This window comes from Paenibacillus tuaregi (assembly GCF_900086655.1).
GTDB lineage: Bacteria > Bacillota > Bacilli > Paenibacillales > Paenibacillaceae > Fontibacillus > Fontibacillus tuaregi.
The window spans coordinates 4,388,348-4,406,765 of the sequence record NZ_LT575476.1; the positions used below are offsets into that span (position 1 = coordinate 4,388,348).

General features: G+C 50.2%; 19 protein-coding genes. 7 read left to right on the plus strand and 12 right to left on the minus strand.

Annotation, left to right across the window (positions count from 1 at the left end):
• Nucleotides 1-143 precede the first annotated feature (143 nt).
• Together BN6628_RS19595 and BN6628_RS19600 are read right to left on the minus strand one after the other, a co-directional pair.
• On the minus strand, nucleotides 144-1,133 hold the full coding sequence (locus BN6628_RS19595) for an MBL fold metallo-hydrolase (RefSeq protein ID WP_068620021.1): 990 nt from the start codon (nucleotides 1,131-1,133) through the stop codon (nucleotides 144-146).
• Between the two features lie 267 nt (nucleotides 1,134-1,400).
• Nucleotides 1,401-2,516, minus strand: a complete 1,116-nt coding sequence (locus BN6628_RS19600) for a foldase protein PrsA (RefSeq protein ID WP_068620022.1) — start codon at nucleotides 2,514-2,516, stop codon at nucleotides 1,401-1,403.
• Nucleotides 2,517-2,918: 402 nt separating this feature from the next.
• Between BN6628_RS19600 and BN6628_RS19605 the strand changes: the two genes are divergently transcribed.
• Complete coding sequence (locus tag BN6628_RS19605; RefSeq protein WP_187386180.1) at nucleotides 2,919-4,274, plus strand: dipeptidase; 1,356 nt, start codon at nucleotides 2,919-2,921, stop codon at nucleotides 4,272-4,274.
• Between the two features lie 105 nt (nucleotides 4,275-4,379).
• On the opposite strand, the gene BN6628_RS19610 is transcribed toward BN6628_RS19605, so the two are convergent.
• The 4 genes from BN6628_RS19610 to BN6628_RS19625 all read right to left on the minus strand — a co-directional run bounded on the left by BN6628_RS19610 (nucleotide 4,380) and on the right by BN6628_RS19625 (nucleotide 7,401).
• Nucleotides 4,380-4,688: a hypothetical protein gene (locus BN6628_RS19610; RefSeq protein WP_068620024.1), complete on the minus strand. Its 309-nt coding sequence runs from the start codon at nucleotides 4,686-4,688 to the stop codon at nucleotides 4,380-4,382.
• Nucleotides 4,689-4,964: 276 nt separating this feature from the next.
• Nucleotides 4,965-5,189, minus strand: a complete 225-nt coding sequence (locus tag BN6628_RS19615; protein WP_068620025.1) for a helix-turn-helix domain-containing protein — start codon at nucleotides 5,187-5,189, stop codon at nucleotides 4,965-4,967.
• A 177-nt stretch (nucleotides 5,190-5,366) separates the two neighbouring features.
• On the minus strand, nucleotides 5,367-6,995 hold the full coding sequence (locus BN6628_RS19620; protein ID WP_262363159.1) for an MDR family MFS transporter: 1,629 nt from the start codon (nucleotides 6,993-6,995) through the stop codon (nucleotides 5,367-5,369).
• A 31-nt stretch (nucleotides 6,996-7,026) separates the two neighbouring features.
• Nucleotides 7,027-7,401, minus strand: coding sequence for a MarR family winged helix-turn-helix transcriptional regulator (locus tag BN6628_RS19625; protein ID WP_235847672.1), 375 nt, complete (start codon nucleotides 7,399-7,401; stop codon nucleotides 7,027-7,029).
• A 282-nt stretch (nucleotides 7,402-7,683) separates the two neighbouring features.
• Here BN6628_RS19625 and BN6628_RS19630 point away from each other — a divergent pair, with 282 nt between their 5' ends.
• From BN6628_RS19630 to nagA, 3 genes are read left to right on the plus strand one after another with little or no spacing between them, the layout of a single operon-like run.
• The gene (locus tag BN6628_RS19630; RefSeq protein ID WP_068622475.1) at nucleotides 7,684-8,535 is read left to right on the plus strand and encodes a MurR/RpiR family transcriptional regulator; all 852 of its coding nucleotides are present in this window, start codon (nucleotides 7,684-7,686) and stop codon (nucleotides 8,533-8,535) included.
• A 20-nt stretch (nucleotides 8,536-8,555) separates the two neighbouring features.
• Nucleotides 8,556-9,287 carry a glucosamine-6-phosphate deaminase gene (gene nagB, locus BN6628_RS19635; protein WP_089153568.1) on the plus strand — a complete coding sequence of 244 codons (732 nt, stop codon included), beginning with the start codon at nucleotides 8,556-8,558 and terminating at the stop codon, nucleotides 9,285-9,287.
• Nucleotides 9,284-10,459 carry an N-acetylglucosamine-6-phosphate deacetylase gene (gene nagA / locus BN6628_RS19640; protein WP_068620027.1) on the plus strand — a complete coding sequence of 392 codons (1,176 nt, stop codon included), beginning with the start codon at nucleotides 9,284-9,286 and terminating at the stop codon, nucleotides 10,457-10,459. The genes nagB and nagA overlap by 4 nt, the downstream gene beginning before the upstream one ends.
• A 100-nt stretch (nucleotides 10,460-10,559) precedes the next feature.
• Here the strand turns inward: nagA and BN6628_RS19645 are convergent, their stop codons facing one another.
• Nucleotides 10,560-11,849 (minus strand): YhcN/YlaJ family sporulation lipoprotein, encoded by a 1,290-nt coding sequence (locus BN6628_RS19645; RefSeq protein ID WP_068620028.1) that lies wholly within the window; start codon nucleotides 11,847-11,849, stop codon nucleotides 10,560-10,562.
• Nucleotides 11,850-12,102: 253 nt separating this feature from the next.
• Between BN6628_RS19645 and BN6628_RS19650 the strand changes: the two genes are divergently transcribed.
• The gene (locus BN6628_RS19650; RefSeq protein ID WP_068620029.1) at nucleotides 12,103-13,173 is read left to right on the plus strand and encodes a glycosyltransferase family 4 protein; all 1,071 of its coding nucleotides are present in this window, start codon (nucleotides 12,103-12,105) and stop codon (nucleotides 13,171-13,173) included.
• A 75-nt stretch (nucleotides 13,174-13,248) separates the two neighbouring features.
• Here BN6628_RS19650 and BN6628_RS19655 read toward each other — a convergent pair whose 3' ends face one another.
• Complete coding sequence (locus BN6628_RS19655; protein ID WP_068620030.1) at nucleotides 13,249-13,596, minus strand: hypothetical protein; 348 nt, start codon at nucleotides 13,594-13,596, stop codon at nucleotides 13,249-13,251.
• 170 nt (nucleotides 13,597-13,766) lie between these two features.
• Between BN6628_RS19655 and BN6628_RS19660 the strand changes: the two genes are divergently transcribed.
• A complete protein-coding gene (locus BN6628_RS19660; RefSeq protein ID WP_068620031.1) occupies nucleotides 13,767-14,984 on the plus strand; it encodes a glycosyltransferase family 4 protein in 1,218 nt (405 codons plus the stop codon).
• A 13-nt stretch (nucleotides 14,985-14,997) separates the two neighbouring features.
• Complete coding sequence (locus tag BN6628_RS26190) at nucleotides 14,998-15,162, plus strand: hypothetical protein (protein ID WP_157692489.1); 165 nt, start codon at nucleotides 14,998-15,000, stop codon at nucleotides 15,160-15,162.
• Nucleotides 15,163-15,266: 104 nt separating this feature from the next.
• Here the strand turns inward: BN6628_RS26190 and BN6628_RS19665 are convergent, their stop codons facing one another.
• The 4 genes from BN6628_RS19665 to BN6628_RS19680 are packed head-to-tail and all read right to left on the minus strand — an operon-like array spanning nucleotide 15,267 to nucleotide 18,414.
• Nucleotides 15,267-16,301, minus strand: coding sequence for a glycosyltransferase family 4 protein (locus BN6628_RS19665; protein WP_068620032.1), 1,035 nt, complete (start codon nucleotides 16,299-16,301; stop codon nucleotides 15,267-15,269).
• Complete coding sequence (locus BN6628_RS19670; protein WP_068620033.1) at nucleotides 16,301-17,020, minus strand: glycosyltransferase; 720 nt, start codon at nucleotides 17,018-17,020, stop codon at nucleotides 16,301-16,303. The genes BN6628_RS19665 and BN6628_RS19670 overlap by 1 nt, the downstream gene beginning before the upstream one ends.
• 36 nt (nucleotides 17,021-17,056) lie before the next feature.
• Complete coding sequence (locus tag BN6628_RS19675) at nucleotides 17,057-17,644, minus strand: class I SAM-dependent methyltransferase (RefSeq protein ID WP_068620034.1); 588 nt, start codon at nucleotides 17,642-17,644, stop codon at nucleotides 17,057-17,059.
• Between the two features lie 53 nt (nucleotides 17,645-17,697).
• Nucleotides 17,698-18,414, minus strand: coding sequence for a glycosyltransferase (locus BN6628_RS19680; RefSeq protein ID WP_068620035.1), 717 nt, complete (start codon nucleotides 18,412-18,414; stop codon nucleotides 17,698-17,700).
• Nucleotides 18,415-18,418 lie beyond the last annotated feature (4 nt).

The window sequence follows — 18,418 nt, forward strand, 5'->3', positions numbered from 1 at the left end:
CTGTCAACAGCTACACGGCAAGAATCAAGTCCCGCCAGGGGCCCTGAAGCAGCAGTTCTTCTGAATATACCCAGACCATACCCTCACTGCCAACCTTTAAGAAGGTAAGGTTTCGGTTTACCCACGCTTAAGGAATGTGCGTTTTATTCATTTCTGCCTAGCACAGGATAATAAATAACCCGCTCCAATGAAGCCTCCTCAAATGCCCGGCCCTGCCGGATCAGCTCAATCAAGTGAGCCAGCGTCTCCGACATGGCAAACCGCATCTGGTGAATACCCAGCTGATCTCCGAACAGATAAGCGCAGACCTCGAACGCTGATCTTGGGTTTTCCCTAAGGAACTCCTCAATCTGGTTCAGACGCTGTTCATGGTGAATCAGCAGATCCTCCAGCCGCTTCCTGAAATAATCGAAGGGATGCCTGTGTCCCGGATATGCCAGGTCCACTTCATACGCGGCCAGCTTCAGCATGGCATCGGTATACGACTGCAGCGGCTGCGGATCACTTCCTGGCAGGAAGCTGATGTTGGGCGATATCTGGGGTAGAACAGCATCCCCGCACAGCATCGTCCGGCTCTCCCGGTGATAGAAAGACATATGACCGGGGGCGTGGCCCCCTGTCTCAATTGGCAGCCAGAGCCGGTCCCCCATCTCCAGCATGACTCCTTCATCCAGATAGGAGACAATCGGCTCGGGCAGTACCTGCGGCAGGAAGCCCTCCAAATGGGCGGCCAGCTGGCTGGTCCACTCCGGCGGCATTCCATGACGGCGGTACAGAGCCGGCAGCTCTTCATTGATATGACTGCCCGGCCCCCACATGAATTTAGTCTCCGCATGGGCCCGGCGGGACATCCATACACTTGCCCCCGTGTAAGCTTGGATATGACCAGCCAATCCATAATGGTCCGGGTGGTGGTGAGTCAGCACGACAGAAGTAATCTCGTCTTTGTTAAGCCCGAGTTCTCCCCATACCTTCGTCCACTCCGCAATACTGGTCTCTGATTTCGGACCGGGATCAATAATAGTGACTCCCCGGCTGCCACGGAGAATATAGCTGTTCACCCACCTAAGTGGGGGAGACATGGATATCTTCACCTGGATCATACCGTCTTCCCACAATTTCACTTCAGACATGCCTCTTCAACCTCAGCTTCCTGCATATAATCATACGAGGCATCTCATTCGTCTCGTACCGACCCGGTTTCTTATAGATTCGTCTTGCTTTTCCGCCCCCTATTGTACCTTCTTTCCCGAACAAACTCAAAGTCTATAGAAATTGCCCTCATCCTACAATCATTTGTTCAACTTTTATGAATAACCAAGCTGAAATCTCGCCCCCCGCATATCAAAATGGAAAAAAGGCCGGGTTACAAGAACCCGGCCTTTCATCATCCAACCTTATTATTTAGCTGCCGCCGATGTGTCTGTACCTGTCTTTGTGTTCAGGTTGTTGACAATCTTGGCTTTTGCTTTAGTCTCATCAAGCCAGCTCTGCTGCAGCTGGGCAACCTGCTGGGACTCCAGACCGTCGCGAATTTGGTCCTTGCGCTCCTCGAACGTTGCAGTATGCGCTTCTTTACGGTCCGTCACCTTCAGAATTTTAAAGCCTTCCTGGGTCTTGATCACTCCGCTGAGCTCGTCCTTCTTCAGCTTGAACGCAGCCTCTTCCACTGCGGCTTCCTGCTGTCCCTTGCTGATGAATCCAAGATCCCCACCGCTTGCTTTCGTTGCGGCATCTGTGGATTTCGCTTTGGCCAATGCTGCGAAATCCCCACCTTCCTTAAGCTCTTTAAGCACCTGATCCGCATCAGCCTGCGACGCAACAGTAATGGCTGATACGCGAACCTGCTCCGGCGTATTGAAGGACTCTTTATTCTGATCGAAGTACTGCTTCACTTGTTCATCGGTTACTTTAATTTTGGAACCGAGCAGCTTCTTAAGCTCAAGCTGCTTAACCACCATTTTATTCAGATCATTACGGGCCATCCCGTTCTGCTGAAGAGCTTGATCCAGCGCTTCCTTAGATCCATACTGCTCTTCCAGATATCCGATTTCCTTATTAATATCAGCGTCTGTAATCTTGATCTTGGCCTTGTCGACTTCCTGCTTCATCAGCTCATCGTTGATCATGCTGTCAAGAGTCTGCTCACCGCCTGCTTTAACCAGCTCGTTATACAGCTTCTCCTTGCTGATCTCCACACCATTAACCGAAGCGACCGGCCCATTGTCCAAAGCGCCTTTTCCTGTCAGCGGCTTCACCAGTACGATGACAAGCACCACGGCCAGAATCAGTGATACGATCATCCATATCATACTTTGGCGTTTGGCTGCGGTTACAGCTGGGTTGCCTCCCGCAGTCTGCTCGGACAAGAGTGATTTTGTCTCCGGAGAAGAATATACAGCTGGTCCTTCAGACGTTGGCTTGACCGCGGAGGTTTCTGTCTGCTCACCTGCCTGTCCCTCTTTCGGTTCTTGATTCATTTCTTGCTCCAAATCTTTCTGATCTTTACCATCCATTCTATTGTTTGACTCCCCTCTAATGCTTGTTTAATTTCACTTTACCAGAAACGTCTCCACTTAACCTTAACATTTCATAAAAAAATGCCGGATATTTTTAAGGAAGCGCTAATCTATATAAAATGAACTTATGAAGGTAACCTTTAGGGGCGCCGCGATGCCGAGTGTTCTTACGACCACTGTTGTCCCCGAAATGCTTGAACTAAATATCCAAGTAGGGGCATTTCGGAGACAAAGGCGGACGCTCCGCTTCTTCAGGATCACTCGCCCTCTCCGCTGAGATTGGTTAATTTTTAAAGTTCATTTTATCTAGCCACAACTGCTTTAACCTAAAGCATTTTTGTTTTGGCCCAAAAAGAGTAAAATAGGGCTATACCATGTTTTAGGAGGATACGCATGACAATCGATTACAAAGCCTACTTCGAGAATTTAAGGGAGCAGCACCTCACTGAATTGAAGGACCTGCTCACTATTCCCAGTATCTCCGCTCTATCCGAACATAAGCCTGATGTGGCCAGAGCCGCCAATTGGATTGCGGACGCCTTGACCCGCGCGGGGCTTGAACATGTTGAGGTTCATGAAACCCAGGGCCATCCCATTATTTATGCCGATCATCTGCATGCTCCCGGTAAACCTACCGTTCTGATTTACGGCCACTATGACGTTCAGCCGGTTGATCCGCTCCACCTGTGGGAGACACCTCCATTCGAGCCTTCCATCCGGGACGGCAAGCTGTACGCCAGAGGCGCTACCGATGACAAAGGCCAGCTCTTCCTTCATATTAAAGCGGTGGAAGCCCTGCTCAGTCAGGAATCCGCTCTTCCGGTCAATGTGAAATTCTGTATTGAAGGCGAAGAGGAAGTATCCAGTCCGAATCTTCCTTTGTTCCTGGAAGAGAACAAGGACAAGCTTGCCGCCGATGTGGTGCTGATCTCCGATACCTCGCTGATCGAGAAGGGCAAACCTGCCATCAGCACAGGGCTCCGCGGGTTATGCTCGCTTGAAGTATCCGTACATACCGCGAATACCGATCTGCATTCAGGCTCATTCGGAGGCGGCGTACCTAACGCCCTGCATGCTATCGTCTCCCTGCTGGCCTCCCTGCACGATGATCAGGGCAGGGTGGCTGTAGAAGGCTTCTACCAAGGCGTTCCGGTTCTATCCGAGGAGATGAAAACCGAATTCAAAAAGATGAACTTCAATGAAGAAGGCCTACGGCAAGACCTGGGTCTGGACACTCTGTACGGAGAGGAAGGCTTCTCCTTCGTCGAAAGAACCGGCGCCCGTCCTACTCTGGAGCTTAACGGAGTGTACGGTGGCTTCCAGGGCGAAGGCTCCAAGACTGTTATTCCTAAGGAAGCTCATGCGAAAATCACCTGCCGGCTGGTTGGCGATCAGGACCCGCAGGATATTCTGGATAAGATCGAGCGCCACCTCAAGGCCCATACTCAGCCGGGCGCCAAGCTCACGGTGAAGCAGATGGAGAAGGCCTTCGCGTTCAACATCGATCCTTCCCACCCCATGCTGCAAAAAGCGGCCGATGCCTACGAGCGGGTCTATGGCACTCGCGCCCTGTTCACCAAGGACGGCGGCTCCATTCCGATCGTTGCCACCCTGTCCCGCGTCCTGTCCGCCCCGGCCGTCATGATGGGATTCGGCCTGCCAGATGAGAATCTGCATGCGCCGAATGAACACTTCAATCTGGAGAACTTTGATAAAGGACTCCTTACCATTGTGGAATACTTGAAGCTGATTTAACCGGATACTTACGGATATTCAGCCATGGCACACAAAAAAGCCTTACCCGAAGCGCTCATAGGAGCATGCCGGGTAAGGCTTTTTTTTTAACAACATGGAATTCGGTCATTCAATCACTTCGGTCTTGAACACGTTATCCACTTTCGTACCAAGTCTTTTCTTCAAAGGAACCTTGATGTCTCTTCCCAATTCATTAAAAAATGCGGGTATTTCACATTTCACCTGATCCGCAATCAGCGTGATATACCCATTCGCGGCAATATCGCTGTTCGCCTCTGCCGGAACCGTAACCTGGATGTCGTATTTCTTCATCAAGGTGCGGGAATACCTCGCAAATATCTCAAGCAGCTCCTCGTTGTTGAAATTCTCAATTGCAGCTTTACCTTTATTGGTAAAGTTCAAATTCACTTTCATCTGTGCTTCCCCCTTTTCTTTCAAACCATTCTGGTACTAGCCCGAGCCTGATGAACTTATGGTCGCAGTAGAAAAGGCAAGTGTGCATCTGTTGGAAGAACCTAATCTCTTTTAAGGCCTCTTATGTATCATACCTCTTTTTCTTCAAGAATTCATGCTTTCCCGGATATTCCCTCTCGGAAGTGCAGCCAACCTCCACGCACTTCACAACAAAAAACCTTCCCGAGCCTTGCGGCTGAATCGGGAAGGTTCATGCTCGGGCCCGGGTAAGTGCCCTCAAATTTTTAATTCCCCAAGCTTAATTAGCTCGACAACTGCCTGTGCACGACCTTTGACGTTGAGTTTCTGCATGACATTAGAGATATGGTTTCGAACCGTTTTCTCACTGATAAACAGCTGTCCGGCAATATCACGCGTCGTTTTATCCTGCACGAGCAGTTCAAAAACCTCCCGCTCACGATGAGTTAGTAAAAATTTGCTGTTGCGATCGCTGCCCTTCAAAATGTGTCACCCCTCCTTGCTCGGGTTTGATGGTTTAACAAGTAAGGGATACAGTCAACACATCTTATGAACGGGATAGGGCAAAGGTGCGATACATAAGGAAAAATGGGCATTCTCTATTCAGATACAGCAAACGGCCCATTTCCACAGGGGGAAACGGACCGTCCAGGACAGATCCTATTGCTCTAAAGCGGCTTCGGCACCGGCCTCGCCGCCGGGTTTCTTTTTGCCTGCATCCGTCAATTTGATCTTTTTCATAAACACAGCAACAACTACGCCCGCCAGTACGAAGAACAAACCATAAAGGAATACGCTGTGCAGCGATTCAACGAGCGCATTCTTCAATATAGGGTTTACCGTTTCCATCAGCTGGGCAGGGATGGCCTTCTGCATTTCCGGCGACTGCACCGCGGAATAGATCTGTTGCGGATTGTGCTGGATCATCTCATTGAATTTATCCGCCAGCGGCTTCGCCTGTTCCGGCAGCTGATTGAGCAGCGGCGTCAAATCCTTGGACAGAATGCTGCCTGATCTGTTATTCATAATGGCTCCAAGCAGCGTCATACCGAACGTCCCCCCGATGGAACGGAAGAACTGGGACGAGGACGTTACAACGCCGAGCTGGGATTTCGGGAAGCTCTCCTGAAGCGCCAAAGTCAGGATCGGCATCACAAGCCCCATGCCAAGACCAATGACCACCATATAGGAGGTCGCTAACAGCTGGCTGGTATCGATGGACAGCGTGGTCAGCAGATAGAAGCCGGCGGACATGATCAGCATGCCCAGGATAATCTGCAGCTTCACGCCAAGCGTGTATACAAGCCGGCCGCCAAATACACTGGTCAGAATCATGGCGATCATCATCGGAGTCATAATCGTTCCTGACTGGGTTGCACTGACCCCTACCACCCACTGCATGAAGAGTGGTACGAACATAATCGCACCGAACATCCCGATGGACATGAAGAAGCCGATTCCATTCAGCATGGTAAAGGTGCCATTCTTGAAGAGGGACACCGGCAGAATCGGGTCCTCTGTTCTGGATTCGATGATAACAAAAGCGGTAAGTGAGACCAAGGCCACCACAAACATCGTAATAATCTGCCAGGAGCCCCATTCATACTTCTCTCCACCGAAACTTAATGCAAGCAGAAGGGCAACCACACCGATGACCATGGTAAGTGTACCCGGGATATCGATTTTGACAGGTCCTTTATTGATATGCTTCGGCAGACCCTTGGCGATAAAGATGACTGCCAGTATGCCGACGGGCAGATTGATATAGAACACCCAAGTCCAGTTCCAGGCATCGACAATCCAACCGCCAATCTGCGGCCCCAGCACAGATGACAGACCATACAAGGCTCCGAAGATCCCCTGCCACTTGGCACGCTCTTTACCTGTAAATAAATCCCCGATAATGATCATGGCCATCGGCATCATAATACCGCCGCCAAGACCCTGTATCGCACGGAAAATAATCAATTGTGTCATATTCCCAGACATTCCGCAAAGCGCGGACCCAGCCATGAAGATAATAAGTCCGGTCATGTATACCACACGACGGCCAAACAAATCCGCAAGCTTACCTGCCAGCGGAACGACCGTGGTCGAGGTAAGCAGATATGCGGTGGTTAACCAGGTAATCAGGGACAAGCCGCCCAGATCCTTCACAATGGTCGGCATCGCCGTTCCCACTATAGTTCCATCCAATGCTGCGAACAGCATGGCAATAATTAACCCGGTAATCAGAAGCTTTCTCTTTCCCGCATCTTGATCCGGTGCATGAGCTAAATGTTCACTCACAGTAGTTTCCTCCTCAATAAATCAGACTTCCCTAAGTTGTTGTTTCCGGCTTGGCCGGCTTTTCGATAACCGCAAATTTCTCAAAGATTCCGGCAAGGGTATCGAGTTCATGAGCGTCCAAATGCGAGAAATAATATTTGATAATTTCACGCGACTTCTTCTTCGCTTCCTTAAGCACCTCTCCGCCCTCCGGTGTCACCGAGACAAGCACCGCTCTCCGGTCATGCTCGTCATGCCGGCGCTCTACATATCCGCTCTGCACCAGGCGGTCGATCATGACCGTAATGGCACTAGGTTTCACCTCCAGCTTCTCAGCCAGGTAAGAGATATTGCAGGATTTCTCCTTGGAAATCAAGCCGAGCATATGAAACTGGGGCCCTGTCAATCCTAGCTCCCGGTGCACCATAATCTCAGACTCCATTTTACGAATGGTGTTCTTCCAGGCCGCCTCAATTCTATCGATATACCGATCGTAATCCAGGGGATTTCACCTCACTTAATCAGATTCTCGCTAAGTATTTAAACAGTTTATTATTTAACTCATGAAAATATACTACCATCCCTGGATTATGTCAATACTTATGCTGGATTTCCTTGAATTTAAGGTGAAAATGGTATATCATCATATCGAAATAATTTTCATCATTTTCTTTGTAATAATCAAAATAATTTTCGGTAGGTGAGGCTTATCCAATCTCCCATCCTTCATGCTTTGAAACAGAATTTAAATACACTGCCCCCTCAGGAAAGACGTCTTGGTGAGAAGATTCTGGAATCTCCCTCTTCTGTAATTCACCTGGGTATCACGGAGCTGGCCCGGATGTGCAGCATCAGCCCTTCAACCATCACACGATTCTGTAAATCGTTTCATTTCAAGGGTTTCCCTGATTTTAAAATGAAGCTGGCGGGTGAGCTGGCACTAAAGCATGCCGATAACGCCTATCAGGATGTCATTGCAGGCAATGCGCTTCACAAAGTGGTCCAGGCAATTGAGGCTAATCATATTGCTTCCATTACAGACACAACCCGGCTGCTCGATATGGAGCTGATCGAACGTGCGGTCGCAGCCCTCTGCAGCGCGGGCCGAATCGATCTGTACGGGGCGGCTACTTCATCTATTGTGGCCCAAGACTTCTATCAGAAGCTGGTCCGTATCGGAAAGAACAGCACAGCATTTGCAGATTCTCATATGCAGATCACATCCGCTTCAAGCTTAGGCCCCGGGGATGTGGCTCTGGCCCTGTCCTACTCGGGAGAAACCTCCGAGACCATCAGCGCGCTGCGCTGCGCCAAAGACAGCGGGGCATTTACCATATCGCTCACCCAGTATGGCAGCAGCACGCTGGCTTCCCTGGCAGATATATCGCTGTTCTCATCCTCACTTGAGAAAGGGATGCGGCGGGGCGACATGGCTTCACGGATTGCCCAGCTTCATATTGTCGATATTCTCTTCATGGGTATGGTGAGCAGAGAATTCGAGGATTACATTCCGAGGCTGGAAAGCTCCTATCAGAATGTACGGAAATACCGCACCAATTAATTTAAGGGGGATTTATGTCTATGCTGAACATTATCAAAGTATCCAATGAGGAACAATTCAATGAGGTTGGAGCAGGTATTATCGCCGGACTCCTTCAAACCAATCCGCGCGCAATCCTTGGCCTAGCAACCGGGAGCACACCAGTAGGCGTATATGCCCACCTGATTGAACTCTACAAAAAAGGCTTGGTCAGCTTCGCTCAGGCGACAAGCTATAACCTGGACGAGTACATCGGCCTGGCTTCAGACCATCCGGAGAGCTATCGCCGCTTTATGAATGAGAAGCTGTTTAACCATGTGGATATTGATCTTCGCAATACTTATGTTCCAGACGGTACTGCCTCCAATCCGGAACAGGCTGCACAGGAATACACCCGTATGCTGGACGCAGCCGGGCGCATTGATCTGCAAATTCTTGGGATCGGCCATAACGGTCATATCGGTTTCAACGAACCGGCTGACGAGCTGCACGCCACCACACATGTGGTTGCACTGAAAGAAGATACACGCCAGGCTAATGCCCGCTTCTTCAACTCTATTGACGAAGTCCCTACCCATGCGATGACTATGGGGATTGCCTCCATTTTGAAATCCAAACAAATCCTTCTCATGGCCAAGGGAGAGAGCAAAGCCGAGATTCTTGCCCGGGCACTAACTGGCCCGCTGACAACCCAGTGTCCTGCTTCTCTGCTGCAGACCCATCCGAATGTTGTTATTGTTGTTGACCAAGCAGCGGGAGGCATGCTGAAATGAGCAGAACCTTTCAACTTATTCATGGTCAAGTCGTAACGCCAAGAGGAATCATCCAAGACGGTGCGGTAACCGTTATTGACGGAGTTATTACCTATGTCGGTTCAACCACGGGGATGCCCTCAGGGACATCTGCTGCTGGTGAAATGATCGACGCCAAAGGCGCTTACGTTCTCCCTGGCTTTATTGACGTCCATGTGCATGGCGGGATGAAAGAAGACTTCACCGATGCGACCCAGGAGTCATTGGATACCATCACGAAGTTCCACTCCACCCAGGGAACCACCGCGATGCTGGCTACAACCATGACCACACCAAAGGCTGTTCTTGACCGAGTCCTCGCAGAGGTGAACACTTACATCTCCAAGGACATGCCTTACGCTCAGCTTGAAGGTGTTCATCTGGAAGGACCGTTCATCAGTCCAAAATGGCCTGGCGCGCAGAATCCCGAGCATATTGTGCCTCCGAACAAGGACTGGATCGAAGCTTGGGAGAATCAGTATCCAGGACTGATCAAGCAGGTTACCTTCGCACCGGAGCGCGAGGGCTCCCATGATCTGATCCGCTACCTGCGCAGCAAAGGCATTGTAGCGGCGGCAGGCCATACGGATGCGACCTATGACGAGATCATGTCAGCCGTAGAAGTGGGCCTGCACCACTCTGTGCATATGTTCAATGCCATGACTCCGCTTCATCATCGTAAACCGGGGACAGCCGGAGCAATTCTTAGCTCGCCAAAAATGAGCGCAGAAATTATTGCCGACGGCATTCACGTGCACCCTGCGGCAATCTCAATTATTGCCCAGCTCAAGCAGGATGAGAATTTCATCCTTATTACCGACGCCATGTCGGCAGCCGGTCTCGGTAATGGGGAGTATATGCTGGGAGATCTTCCTGTGGTGGTTAAAGATAATGTATGTACACTTAAGGAAAGTGAAGGAACCCTGGCGGGCAGTACACTTACCATGATTCGCGGCTTCCGCTATCTGGTACAGCAGGTCGGGCTAAGCATCGAGTATGTTTCGGCAATGGCCAGCGGCAATCCTGCCAAGCTGCTTCGGATTGAGCACCGCACAGGTACAATTGAGACCGGCAAGCAAGCGGATCTGCTGCTCGTTGAGCAGGATAACCTGGAGCTGCAGAAGGTTTGGATTAAAGGCCGTCTAAACATCTAAGCTTATTAATATAGAGGGACTGAAGCCAGAAGGATCATTTGATCCCGGTGCTTCAGTCCCTTTTGTAATATTTATGGGAGTTTTGAGAAATGCTATGAGCCTAGCGGGTAACCCCACCGGAATAACCATTACTTGTGTTAGTCCGGTTCATCGTTCCGGTTCCAGTTCCGTTGGTATTTCGCGGTGTTGGAGTATATCCGCTCGGCCCGGTCATGGTTCCGGTACGTGCCGGGAAGATACGCTGAATCAGCGAGCTGAACTCACTCTCCACTCCGGTAAGAAGCTTTCCTCCCTTGGATTGAGTGGCATAACTGCTTACACGGGACACGAATTCCGGATGACCGGAAATGTGCACATTTTGGATGTGCGGAGCGGAAGCCTTCACCTTAGCGGTAATCTGATCCTTCAGAGATTGAGGGATATTGTCCAAGGCTCCGGTACCATTCGTTCCATAGCTCCCGGCAGTTCCATAAGTTCCGTAGCCATTTGTGGCATTTGTGCTGTTAGTTCCATACGTCCCGTAACCATTCATGCCTGTTCCATATGGAGTATAGGGACCATAAGTACCGTAGCTTCCATATCCGCCGGACAATCCAAAGCTTCCATCTGTGCCCCGCAGGCTGTTGGTGCTGTAGTTATGAGCACCGGTATATCCTGGATGGGTTGTGCTCATTCCCGTTCCGTTGCCTGTGCCGTTTGCAGCGCCTGTTCCAGTGCTGCTCATAATATTCCCGTTCATCCCTGTTCCAGCTGTACCGTAATTTCCAATACCTGTCCCGTGACCGTAGCCAGTACCTGCTGAAGATCTTGTTCCCGTACCGCCTCCATAAGAGTAATACGAGTTCCCTGAGATCCCGCCGTTCATACCGCCATAGTAGCCGGTGCCAAGGTTAGTTCCCGCTCCTCTGCCGTCAGCACCGTAGGTGCCGTACGTGCGTGTCCCACCGGTTCCATTCGTTCCGTAAGTGCCACCACGCGCCGCATCCATTAGGCTTCCGGCCACACCGGATCTACCAATCCCATGTCCAAGACCGTCACCACCCGTACGGGTTCCTGCCGCTCCTGGAGCAACACTCTTCGCACGGTAGCCAGTACCTGAAGTGCCATGAGGTCCATGCAGGGTAACGGCCACGTAGGCATCACGGTCAGTCACTAGAACCTGTGCGGTTCTAATCTGGCTGAGATGGCTAACTTTATTACTCAGCTGCGGGCTGTATTTCAGCCCCATGACCCGGGTGTTCTGTCTTGCGTTTAGATCATATCTGTTCCCGTTATTGGCATTTTGGGTACGGAAATTGTTGGTGTTATTCTTGCCGCACCCCGTTATTCCAACCATACTTGCAAGCAGGGCAGCAGATAACGTTAAGCTGACGACCTTTGCTCCACGCATGAATTCATCCCCCATCATCGTAATAATAAATAAATGACTAACACGAATTAGAATGCGCCCTGCTGATTCCCTGTATTCAGTTAAGATTTAGCAGGCAGACGGCCCGCTTAAGCGTTATGTACACCCACACCATCAATCATAGGCTTTCATACCATATTCTAAGATGGTGAATGGCATGTTCTAGTGCAAGTTCGTTGCCAAGTTCAGTCAGCCACACCAAACCCAACTACCTCTCGTGGAAGGTGAGACCACCTTGAAAATTTTGTTCACATTTTATGTCCCGAGCGGCGGAGTAGAAACCTTAAATAGGCTGCGCTGCGAGACCCTGCGTAAACATGGTGTTGAAGGGCACATACTCTATACAAGCCCGGGCTCGGGGCTGCAAAATATTACGGATACCCCGACTTACGTCACCAATTATGATGAGGATATTTCCCAAATCCTCGCAGCCAACCAGTTTGACGCTGCCATTGTCACATCCGATTACTTAATGACGGAAAGGCTTCGGCGCCTGCAGTTTCAGGGCCCTGTCATTTTTGAAGCTCAAGGTTTTGGAACTATGGAACAAGCGCATACTTTGGTTCAGGATTCCGTCACTTATCTCAGATCTTACTGTCAGGCCGTCCTCCTTCCTCCCACATCCCACCTGATCGAATTATTCAACCACTTTTGCCCCTGGCTCCGTCAGTTCATCTTTATGAATATGGTTGATACTCAAATTTTCCGGCATCGGGAAGCTGAACTATCGTTGAATCCAATCCTGGGTTGGGTAGGCAGGCTGGAGAAGAATAAAAATTGGGTGGAGTTTCTTAATATTGCAAGCAAGCTAACTCAACTGATTCCCAGTCTGCAAATCCGCATGCTGACGGACGAGACACTCGCAGCCCCTCAGGAGAGACAGGATTTCAAAGATCGGGTTAATACCTTGAATCTGGTCAGCCGGCTTCAAACGATCTCCAATGTGCCTCATTCTCAAATGCCATACCAATATTCCATGATTGCCGATTCAGGCGGCTTCCTTCTCTCCACCTCGCTTGTTGAAGGTTTTGGTTATGCGGTAGGGGAAGCCATCGCCTGCGGCTGCCCTGTTGTAAGCACAGATTCAGATGGCGTCAGAGCGTTCATTAAACATAATCAGACCGGCAAATTCTACAGCCAGGGGAATATTGAACAAGCTGTTCAAGAAAGTATGGACATTATGCTTAATTTTCCACTGCGTCAGCAAATCTGTGAGCAGGGAGTGCGTCTGATCCAGGAAGCTTTTTCACCATCGGCTTATGCTAGCTCCTTCATTCAGATGATGAACGCCCTGGATGTGAGTTAACATAGTCTTGAATTAGAGCCAAGGTTCAATTTGGAACAAAGAAAAACAGGGTACCTCTCAGGTATCCTGTTTGATTTAATCGGCTACTTTTTGTAGTTGAAATTCACTTAGCACTCCGATGACCAAGCCCTGCTCATTCTTCAAATAGAGACGGACAACACAATGACCTGGTATGAAACGGTTTGTAATAATTCTAAGAATTAGAGGATCGTGATAAATTCCGATATTCTGAATACATATGCTTCCGTCAGGCAAGTTTGCAGGACCGATGCGGTACAAAAACTTGAATTGTTCACTGTCCGTGCCCCTCCCGTCCACATAAACTTCGTATGGCTGGCCTCCCGAGTTGGCTATCACAATATCCATCATGTGAATTTCTGCCTGCAGAAAATACCGGTTGATCGTTAACGTGTAGTAAGCCACAAATCCTCCCCCTTTATGACAGTATATGAGGGGAGCGACTCTCAGTTTGTACCCTAGCGGATTAAGGGCTTAAAGGCATTGTGCCCTTTTTACACATATTTCCGTACCTCGGTAGAGTCCGTACATAACATATACTATGATACCCATCAAGTGCGAGAGGAGGATTCACTGTGAAAATACTGCTCGTGACCTACTGGTGGCTGACAAGTGTGGGCGGCATCCGCACCTATATGAATCAACTCGCAGAGCGCCTTCGGACACACGGGCATGAAGTGGATTTGATGGGGACGGACCTTGCAACAAATACCGTCTATGTTGCGGGACAAGAGCGCAGGTTCGCCAAGGATACCGTCCTCCCCTTAATCCGGCGCAACCTGGCAGGGGCTCCACTCCCTGCGCTTCAAGCATGCCCGCAGGCCATGGCGATCGAAAGCGACCGGTATGCCTTCGAAATGGGGGCCGCTGTTCTTGGCGTCAACCAGTATGATCTCATCCATGCCCAAGACCCGATTGCCGCTCTCTGCATCCGGAGAATTCTACGGCGTAACATCCCGCTTATTGTGAGCTTCCACGGGTCATTGGCCAGAGAAGGCTATTACGATTCGCGTTCGGTTCACCCGAATCTCACTTGGGCTGAGTTCCGTTCCGGAACCTACGGAAAGCACTACAGCTCACTGGAATATCTGGGTGCAGAAGCGGCGGATCTTGTTCTGGTAAGCTCAGGCTGGATCAAGGGGATTATTATGGAATCGGGAATCCCGGAACACAAGATCCGCCAGGTCCCTTACGGAGTTGATGTGCAAGCATTTCTGTCGCAATTCGCCGTGGAATTCCCGAAGCCGAAGCCGCCGGGTAAGCGGTTAATCATGTATACCGGAAGGCTCGAATATGTCAAAGGGGTTCATATTCTAATTGAAGCACTCGGTCAGCTGCGTCAGGCGCGTTCGGACTGGATATGCTGGATTATTGGTGACGGAACCCTGCTGCCCCAGCTTCAGCATCGGAGCATGGAGCTCGGTCTGAACCAGAATGTCGAATTCCTGGGGAGAATCGACAACATCCCCTCCGCACTAAAGAAAGCCGACATCTATGTCCAGCCGAGCCTGCAGGATACGCAGCCCTTCTCCCTTACGGAGGCCCAGCTTGCCGGTGTGGCCTGCATTGCTGCAAACGCGACTGGAATGCCGGAAATGATTCAGGAAGGAGTCACAGGACGGCTCTTTGCACCAGAGAATCCAGAGTCCTTGGCAGACGGTTTGAACCGTCTCCTGAACAGCAGCCATGAACGCCGTCATCTCGGACTTAAGGCCAAACGATGGGTGGCGGCACACCGGACATTGGATCAGATGTATCAAGGAACATGGAAGGTCTATCAAGAGTTGATATAAGGGGGATGGGAAAATGGAACTCAAGGTGCCGAGCGACCTGTACAATGCCTGGTTTATATACCCAGGAGGATCTTCTGGAACGATGGTCGATTATTTTATATTGAATACAGTTGCGGAGAACCTGCCTGAAGGCTACTTAATTCCAGATGCGAAAGTTATGAGCTGGATCGAGGGGTAATCCTTATAAGGTGCAACATTAAATCAGGCAATCCAATAGAGAAAAGGCTATCCGACATCCCGGGTAGCCTTTTTCCTGACTTCAACGATGGGCTGCTGCCGCTTTTAGCCCCATAACATTTCAAAGACTGCTTTCTCAAAAGCGGAGACGCTTCGTTCCCATGTATATTTATAAGACACCCGTTCTCCTTCTGCGGCCAAAGACTGACGGAGAACCGGATCTTCAATTAAGCGGATTATATCTGAAGCCAGCCGATTCTCATACCGGTAAGACATCAGGCAGTTCCGTTCATGAACTCCATACTTCACATTTCCGCCTGAGTAAACAGTGACGAGCGCCGCCCCGCAGCGCATCGCTTCGAGCCCGGGCAGTGAACCGGCATCATAGGTGCCCGAGCTGACAAAAATATCAGTGTGATTATAATGATAGCGCAGCTCCACATCATTTGCCGGAGTAAGAATCCGGTATCTTCCGGTATCCCGCAGCCCCTGCAGATTAGGAGATTCGTGAAATTCCTTGGGCGGACAGATCAGATTCACAATAACTTCCGGATGTCTTTCCTGAACCAGATTAAGCTGGGAGATCAGATAATCCTGCTCCCGGTGCCAAGAGAATTCACTTTCAATCCTTCTCAGGATAGCCGATATATTCAGCGGCTCGGCAATCTCTTCACGGATGTTCAAGTTCTGAAAATAAGGGCTGACACCGATCGGAACAACATGCCCTTTGATCCCATGCAGAAGCTGGATCAGGTCCTGCTGCCATTCCGAGAGCACCATCAGCTTGTCGGTCACATGATAGGTTGGAAACGATAAGTGGTTATCATAGAGAAAAGCGGGCTCATAACAAAGAGACAGGCGCATATGAACCCCTTTCCCCTGTCTGCTGGCGGCTTCAGCAGGGGCTACTGTGGTGTAGAAATTGGACACAATAACGTCGCCATCCGGGAAATCATCCCCATACAGATCCATATTAGGGGTCTGTATAATTCGTGAGTCGACCTCGTATTCCACAATCCCCTGACGGGGCATCAGAATGGTGACCTCGTGGCCTTTACCAACTAATCCGTTCGTAATCTCAGCCAGCATCCGCTGGGCCCCGCCATGGCACAGCGTTACAATCGGAAACGTGAATCTCATCAGATTCCCCTCTCCTTTGCAATCAAGGTTCGCAGAATATCCCCGTACTTGGCCTGAATCACCAGCATATCCTGCTGAATTTCATCCCAGTGGTTGAGCGTGCCCATCGTTCCATGCACACGGTACTCCAGAAGACACTCATTCAGATAATGAAACTCAAAAAACTGCAGCAGCCTCAGCCATAAATCATAATCATGTGTATACCGCCGGTTCTCATCAAACAGGCCGATGCGCTCAAATACGTACATATGAACCATGACACTGCAGCCATTAATAGGACAGCCGCTCAGCAGGGTCTCATAGAAATGGCTTTTGCCCGCGAATTCGACATGGACCTCTCCTGTCCGTCCGCCTCCCGCATCAATATAATAATAGGCGGTATGGCTCGCAACGGAACCTGCACGGTTCATGAAAGCCAGCTGCCGTTCAATTTTCTCCGGCACGTAGCGGTCATCCGCACTCAACCAGGCGAAGTATTGCCCCGTGGCTTTCGTAATACCATAATTTAAAGCGCTGGCCGTACCCCCGTTAGGCTTATAGTAATAACGAATGGCATCTTTATAAGGCTCAAGCAGATGCTGGTACTCGGTTGATCCATCATCCACAACGATAATCTCTATATTGTCATAAGTTTGGGCTAGTGCGCTGGCAATGGCCTGATCTATATACTCACAGTTGTAAAACGGGATGACGATCGACACTTTAGGCTTATCAGTCATGTCATGCACCACTTCTTTCCGGCATTGATTTGCAGCTCACCCGGCACTGTGAATAAGCTTCCAGGCGAAGATTGCATCTACGGGCGGATGATCAGAGCCAAAGGCCTCGACAAATGAAGGATTCTCTGCATGGTGAAAGTTTTTGAACACCTTAACGTTATAACCAAGCTCCAGAAATTCCTCGCTCTCCCATCCGCTGTAATGGGTCTGATATTGCTCCCCGCTAAGTCCGTAATTATCCACACCCTGCTGGGGGAAGAACCCCCGCGGCGTGAACACGATAACCTGATCTCTCGCGATCGTCTCCGCGTCATTGAGCAGCTGAAGCCCTTCCTCCTTAGTGAAATGCTCCAGAGAGTCAATCAGCGTTACAGCAGAAAGCGAGCGCGGGATAAACAGCTCCCTGGCACGTCTGGCATCGGCATGGATGGGGATGGCCCGTCTCGGAAGATGCACGAGGTGCTCCAAATACGGGCGGTGCACATCCATACCTATAATAATCTTGCTGTCGTACTGCTCCCACAGGACCCCGATACCACAGCCGATATCCAGTACGCTGTCGGCAAACTTCAGCCGTTCCCGGAGAGCGGGTATAAAACTCGGTTCTTCAGTCTCTTCATACATAATCATTCCCCTCCCGCCTTGTTCGTCTCTAAGGAATGGTGAATCCCTGAAGGCTAAGCAGGCATATGGGCGGCCAGGTTTCTGAGCGGTTCCGAATAACGCGACCGAACGGCCTCTATCTCACCTGCGATCACAGAGCTGTGCCGGACCGTACCCATTGCCGAGTGCCATCTGTAGGCAGTCAGGTTCTCATTCAGATAAGAAAGGGTGTATCCCCTTAATACCGCCCTCATCCAGTACTCGTAATCATGGGTATACGGCAGGCCCTCATCGAACAGCCCCAGCTGGTCGAATACATCCCGGCGGATCATAACTGTGCATCCGTTAACGGGGTTGCTGTCCAGAAAGCTGCGGCACAAGGCAGCCGGGCTCAGAGGGTCTCCACCCGCCGCATGCCTAGTCACCACGCCGCTTTTGTTAATATAGTTAAAATTCGTATAGGAGATCGGAGCCCCAATCTGCTGCATGAACTGAACTTGATGCTTCACTTTATTCTTGTAAAACAAATCGTCAGAGCTGAGCCAGGCCACATACTCCCCTGAAGCATGCCGGATGCCGTGATTTAGCGCTGTCGCTGTCCCGCCATTCGCCTTACCGAGATAATACACCTTCTTTTCATAAGGCTTAATCAAACTGGCATATTTCGTCGATCCGTCATCCACTACGATAATTTCGGTGTTGTCATAGGTTTGCTGAACGGCACTCTTAATGGCCTGTGCAATATAAGGGCAGTTATAGAAAGGGATGATAATCGTTACTTTAGGATTCATGACC

What these genes read in the sequence shown, in the direction of transcription:
- BN6628_RS19595 (WP_068620021.1), bottom strand. Translation starts at nt 1,133, where the DNA reads ATGTCTGAAGTGAAATTGTGGGAAGACGGTATGATCCAGGTGAAGATA.
- BN6628_RS19600 (WP_068620022.1), bottom strand. Translation starts at nt 2,516, where the DNA reads ATGGATGGTAAAGATCAGAAAGATTTGGAGCAAGAAATGAATCAAGAA.
- BN6628_RS19610 (WP_068620024.1), bottom strand. Translation starts at nt 4,688, where the DNA reads ATGAAAGTGAATTTGAACTTTACCAATAAAGGTAAAGCTGCAATTGAG.
- BN6628_RS19625 (WP_235847672.1), bottom strand. Translation starts at nt 7,401, where the DNA reads ATGGTGCACCGGGAGCTAGGATTGACAGGGCCCCAGTTTCATATGCTC.
- nagB (WP_089153568.1), top strand. Translation starts at nt 8,556, where the DNA reads ATGCTGAACATTATCAAAGTATCCAATGAGGAACAATTCAATGAGGTT.
- nagA (WP_068620027.1), top strand. Translation starts at nt 9,284, where the DNA reads ATGAGCAGAACCTTTCAACTTATTCATGGTCAAGTCGTAACGCCAAGA.
- BN6628_RS19645 (WP_068620028.1), bottom strand. Translation starts at nt 11,849, where the DNA reads ATGCGTGGAGCAAAGGTCGTCAGCTTAACGTTATCTGCTGCCCTGCTT.
- BN6628_RS26190 (WP_157692489.1), top strand. Translation starts at nt 14,998, where the DNA reads ATGGAACTCAAGGTGCCGAGCGACCTGTACAATGCCTGGTTTATATAC.
- BN6628_RS19665 (WP_068620032.1), bottom strand. Translation starts at nt 16,301, where the DNA reads ATGAGATTCACGTTTCCGATTGTAACGCTGTGCCATGGCGGGGCCCAG.
- BN6628_RS19670 (WP_068620033.1), bottom strand. Translation starts at nt 17,020, where the DNA reads ATGACTGATAAGCCTAAAGTGTCGATCGTCATCCCGTTTTACAACTGT.
- BN6628_RS19675 (WP_068620034.1), bottom strand. Translation starts at nt 17,644, where the DNA reads ATGTATGAAGAGACTGAAGAACCGAGTTTTATACCCGCTCTCCGGGAA.
- BN6628_RS19680 (WP_068620035.1), bottom strand. Translation starts at nt 18,414, where the DNA reads ATGAATCCTAAAGTAACGATTATCATCCCTTTCTATAACTGCCCTTAT.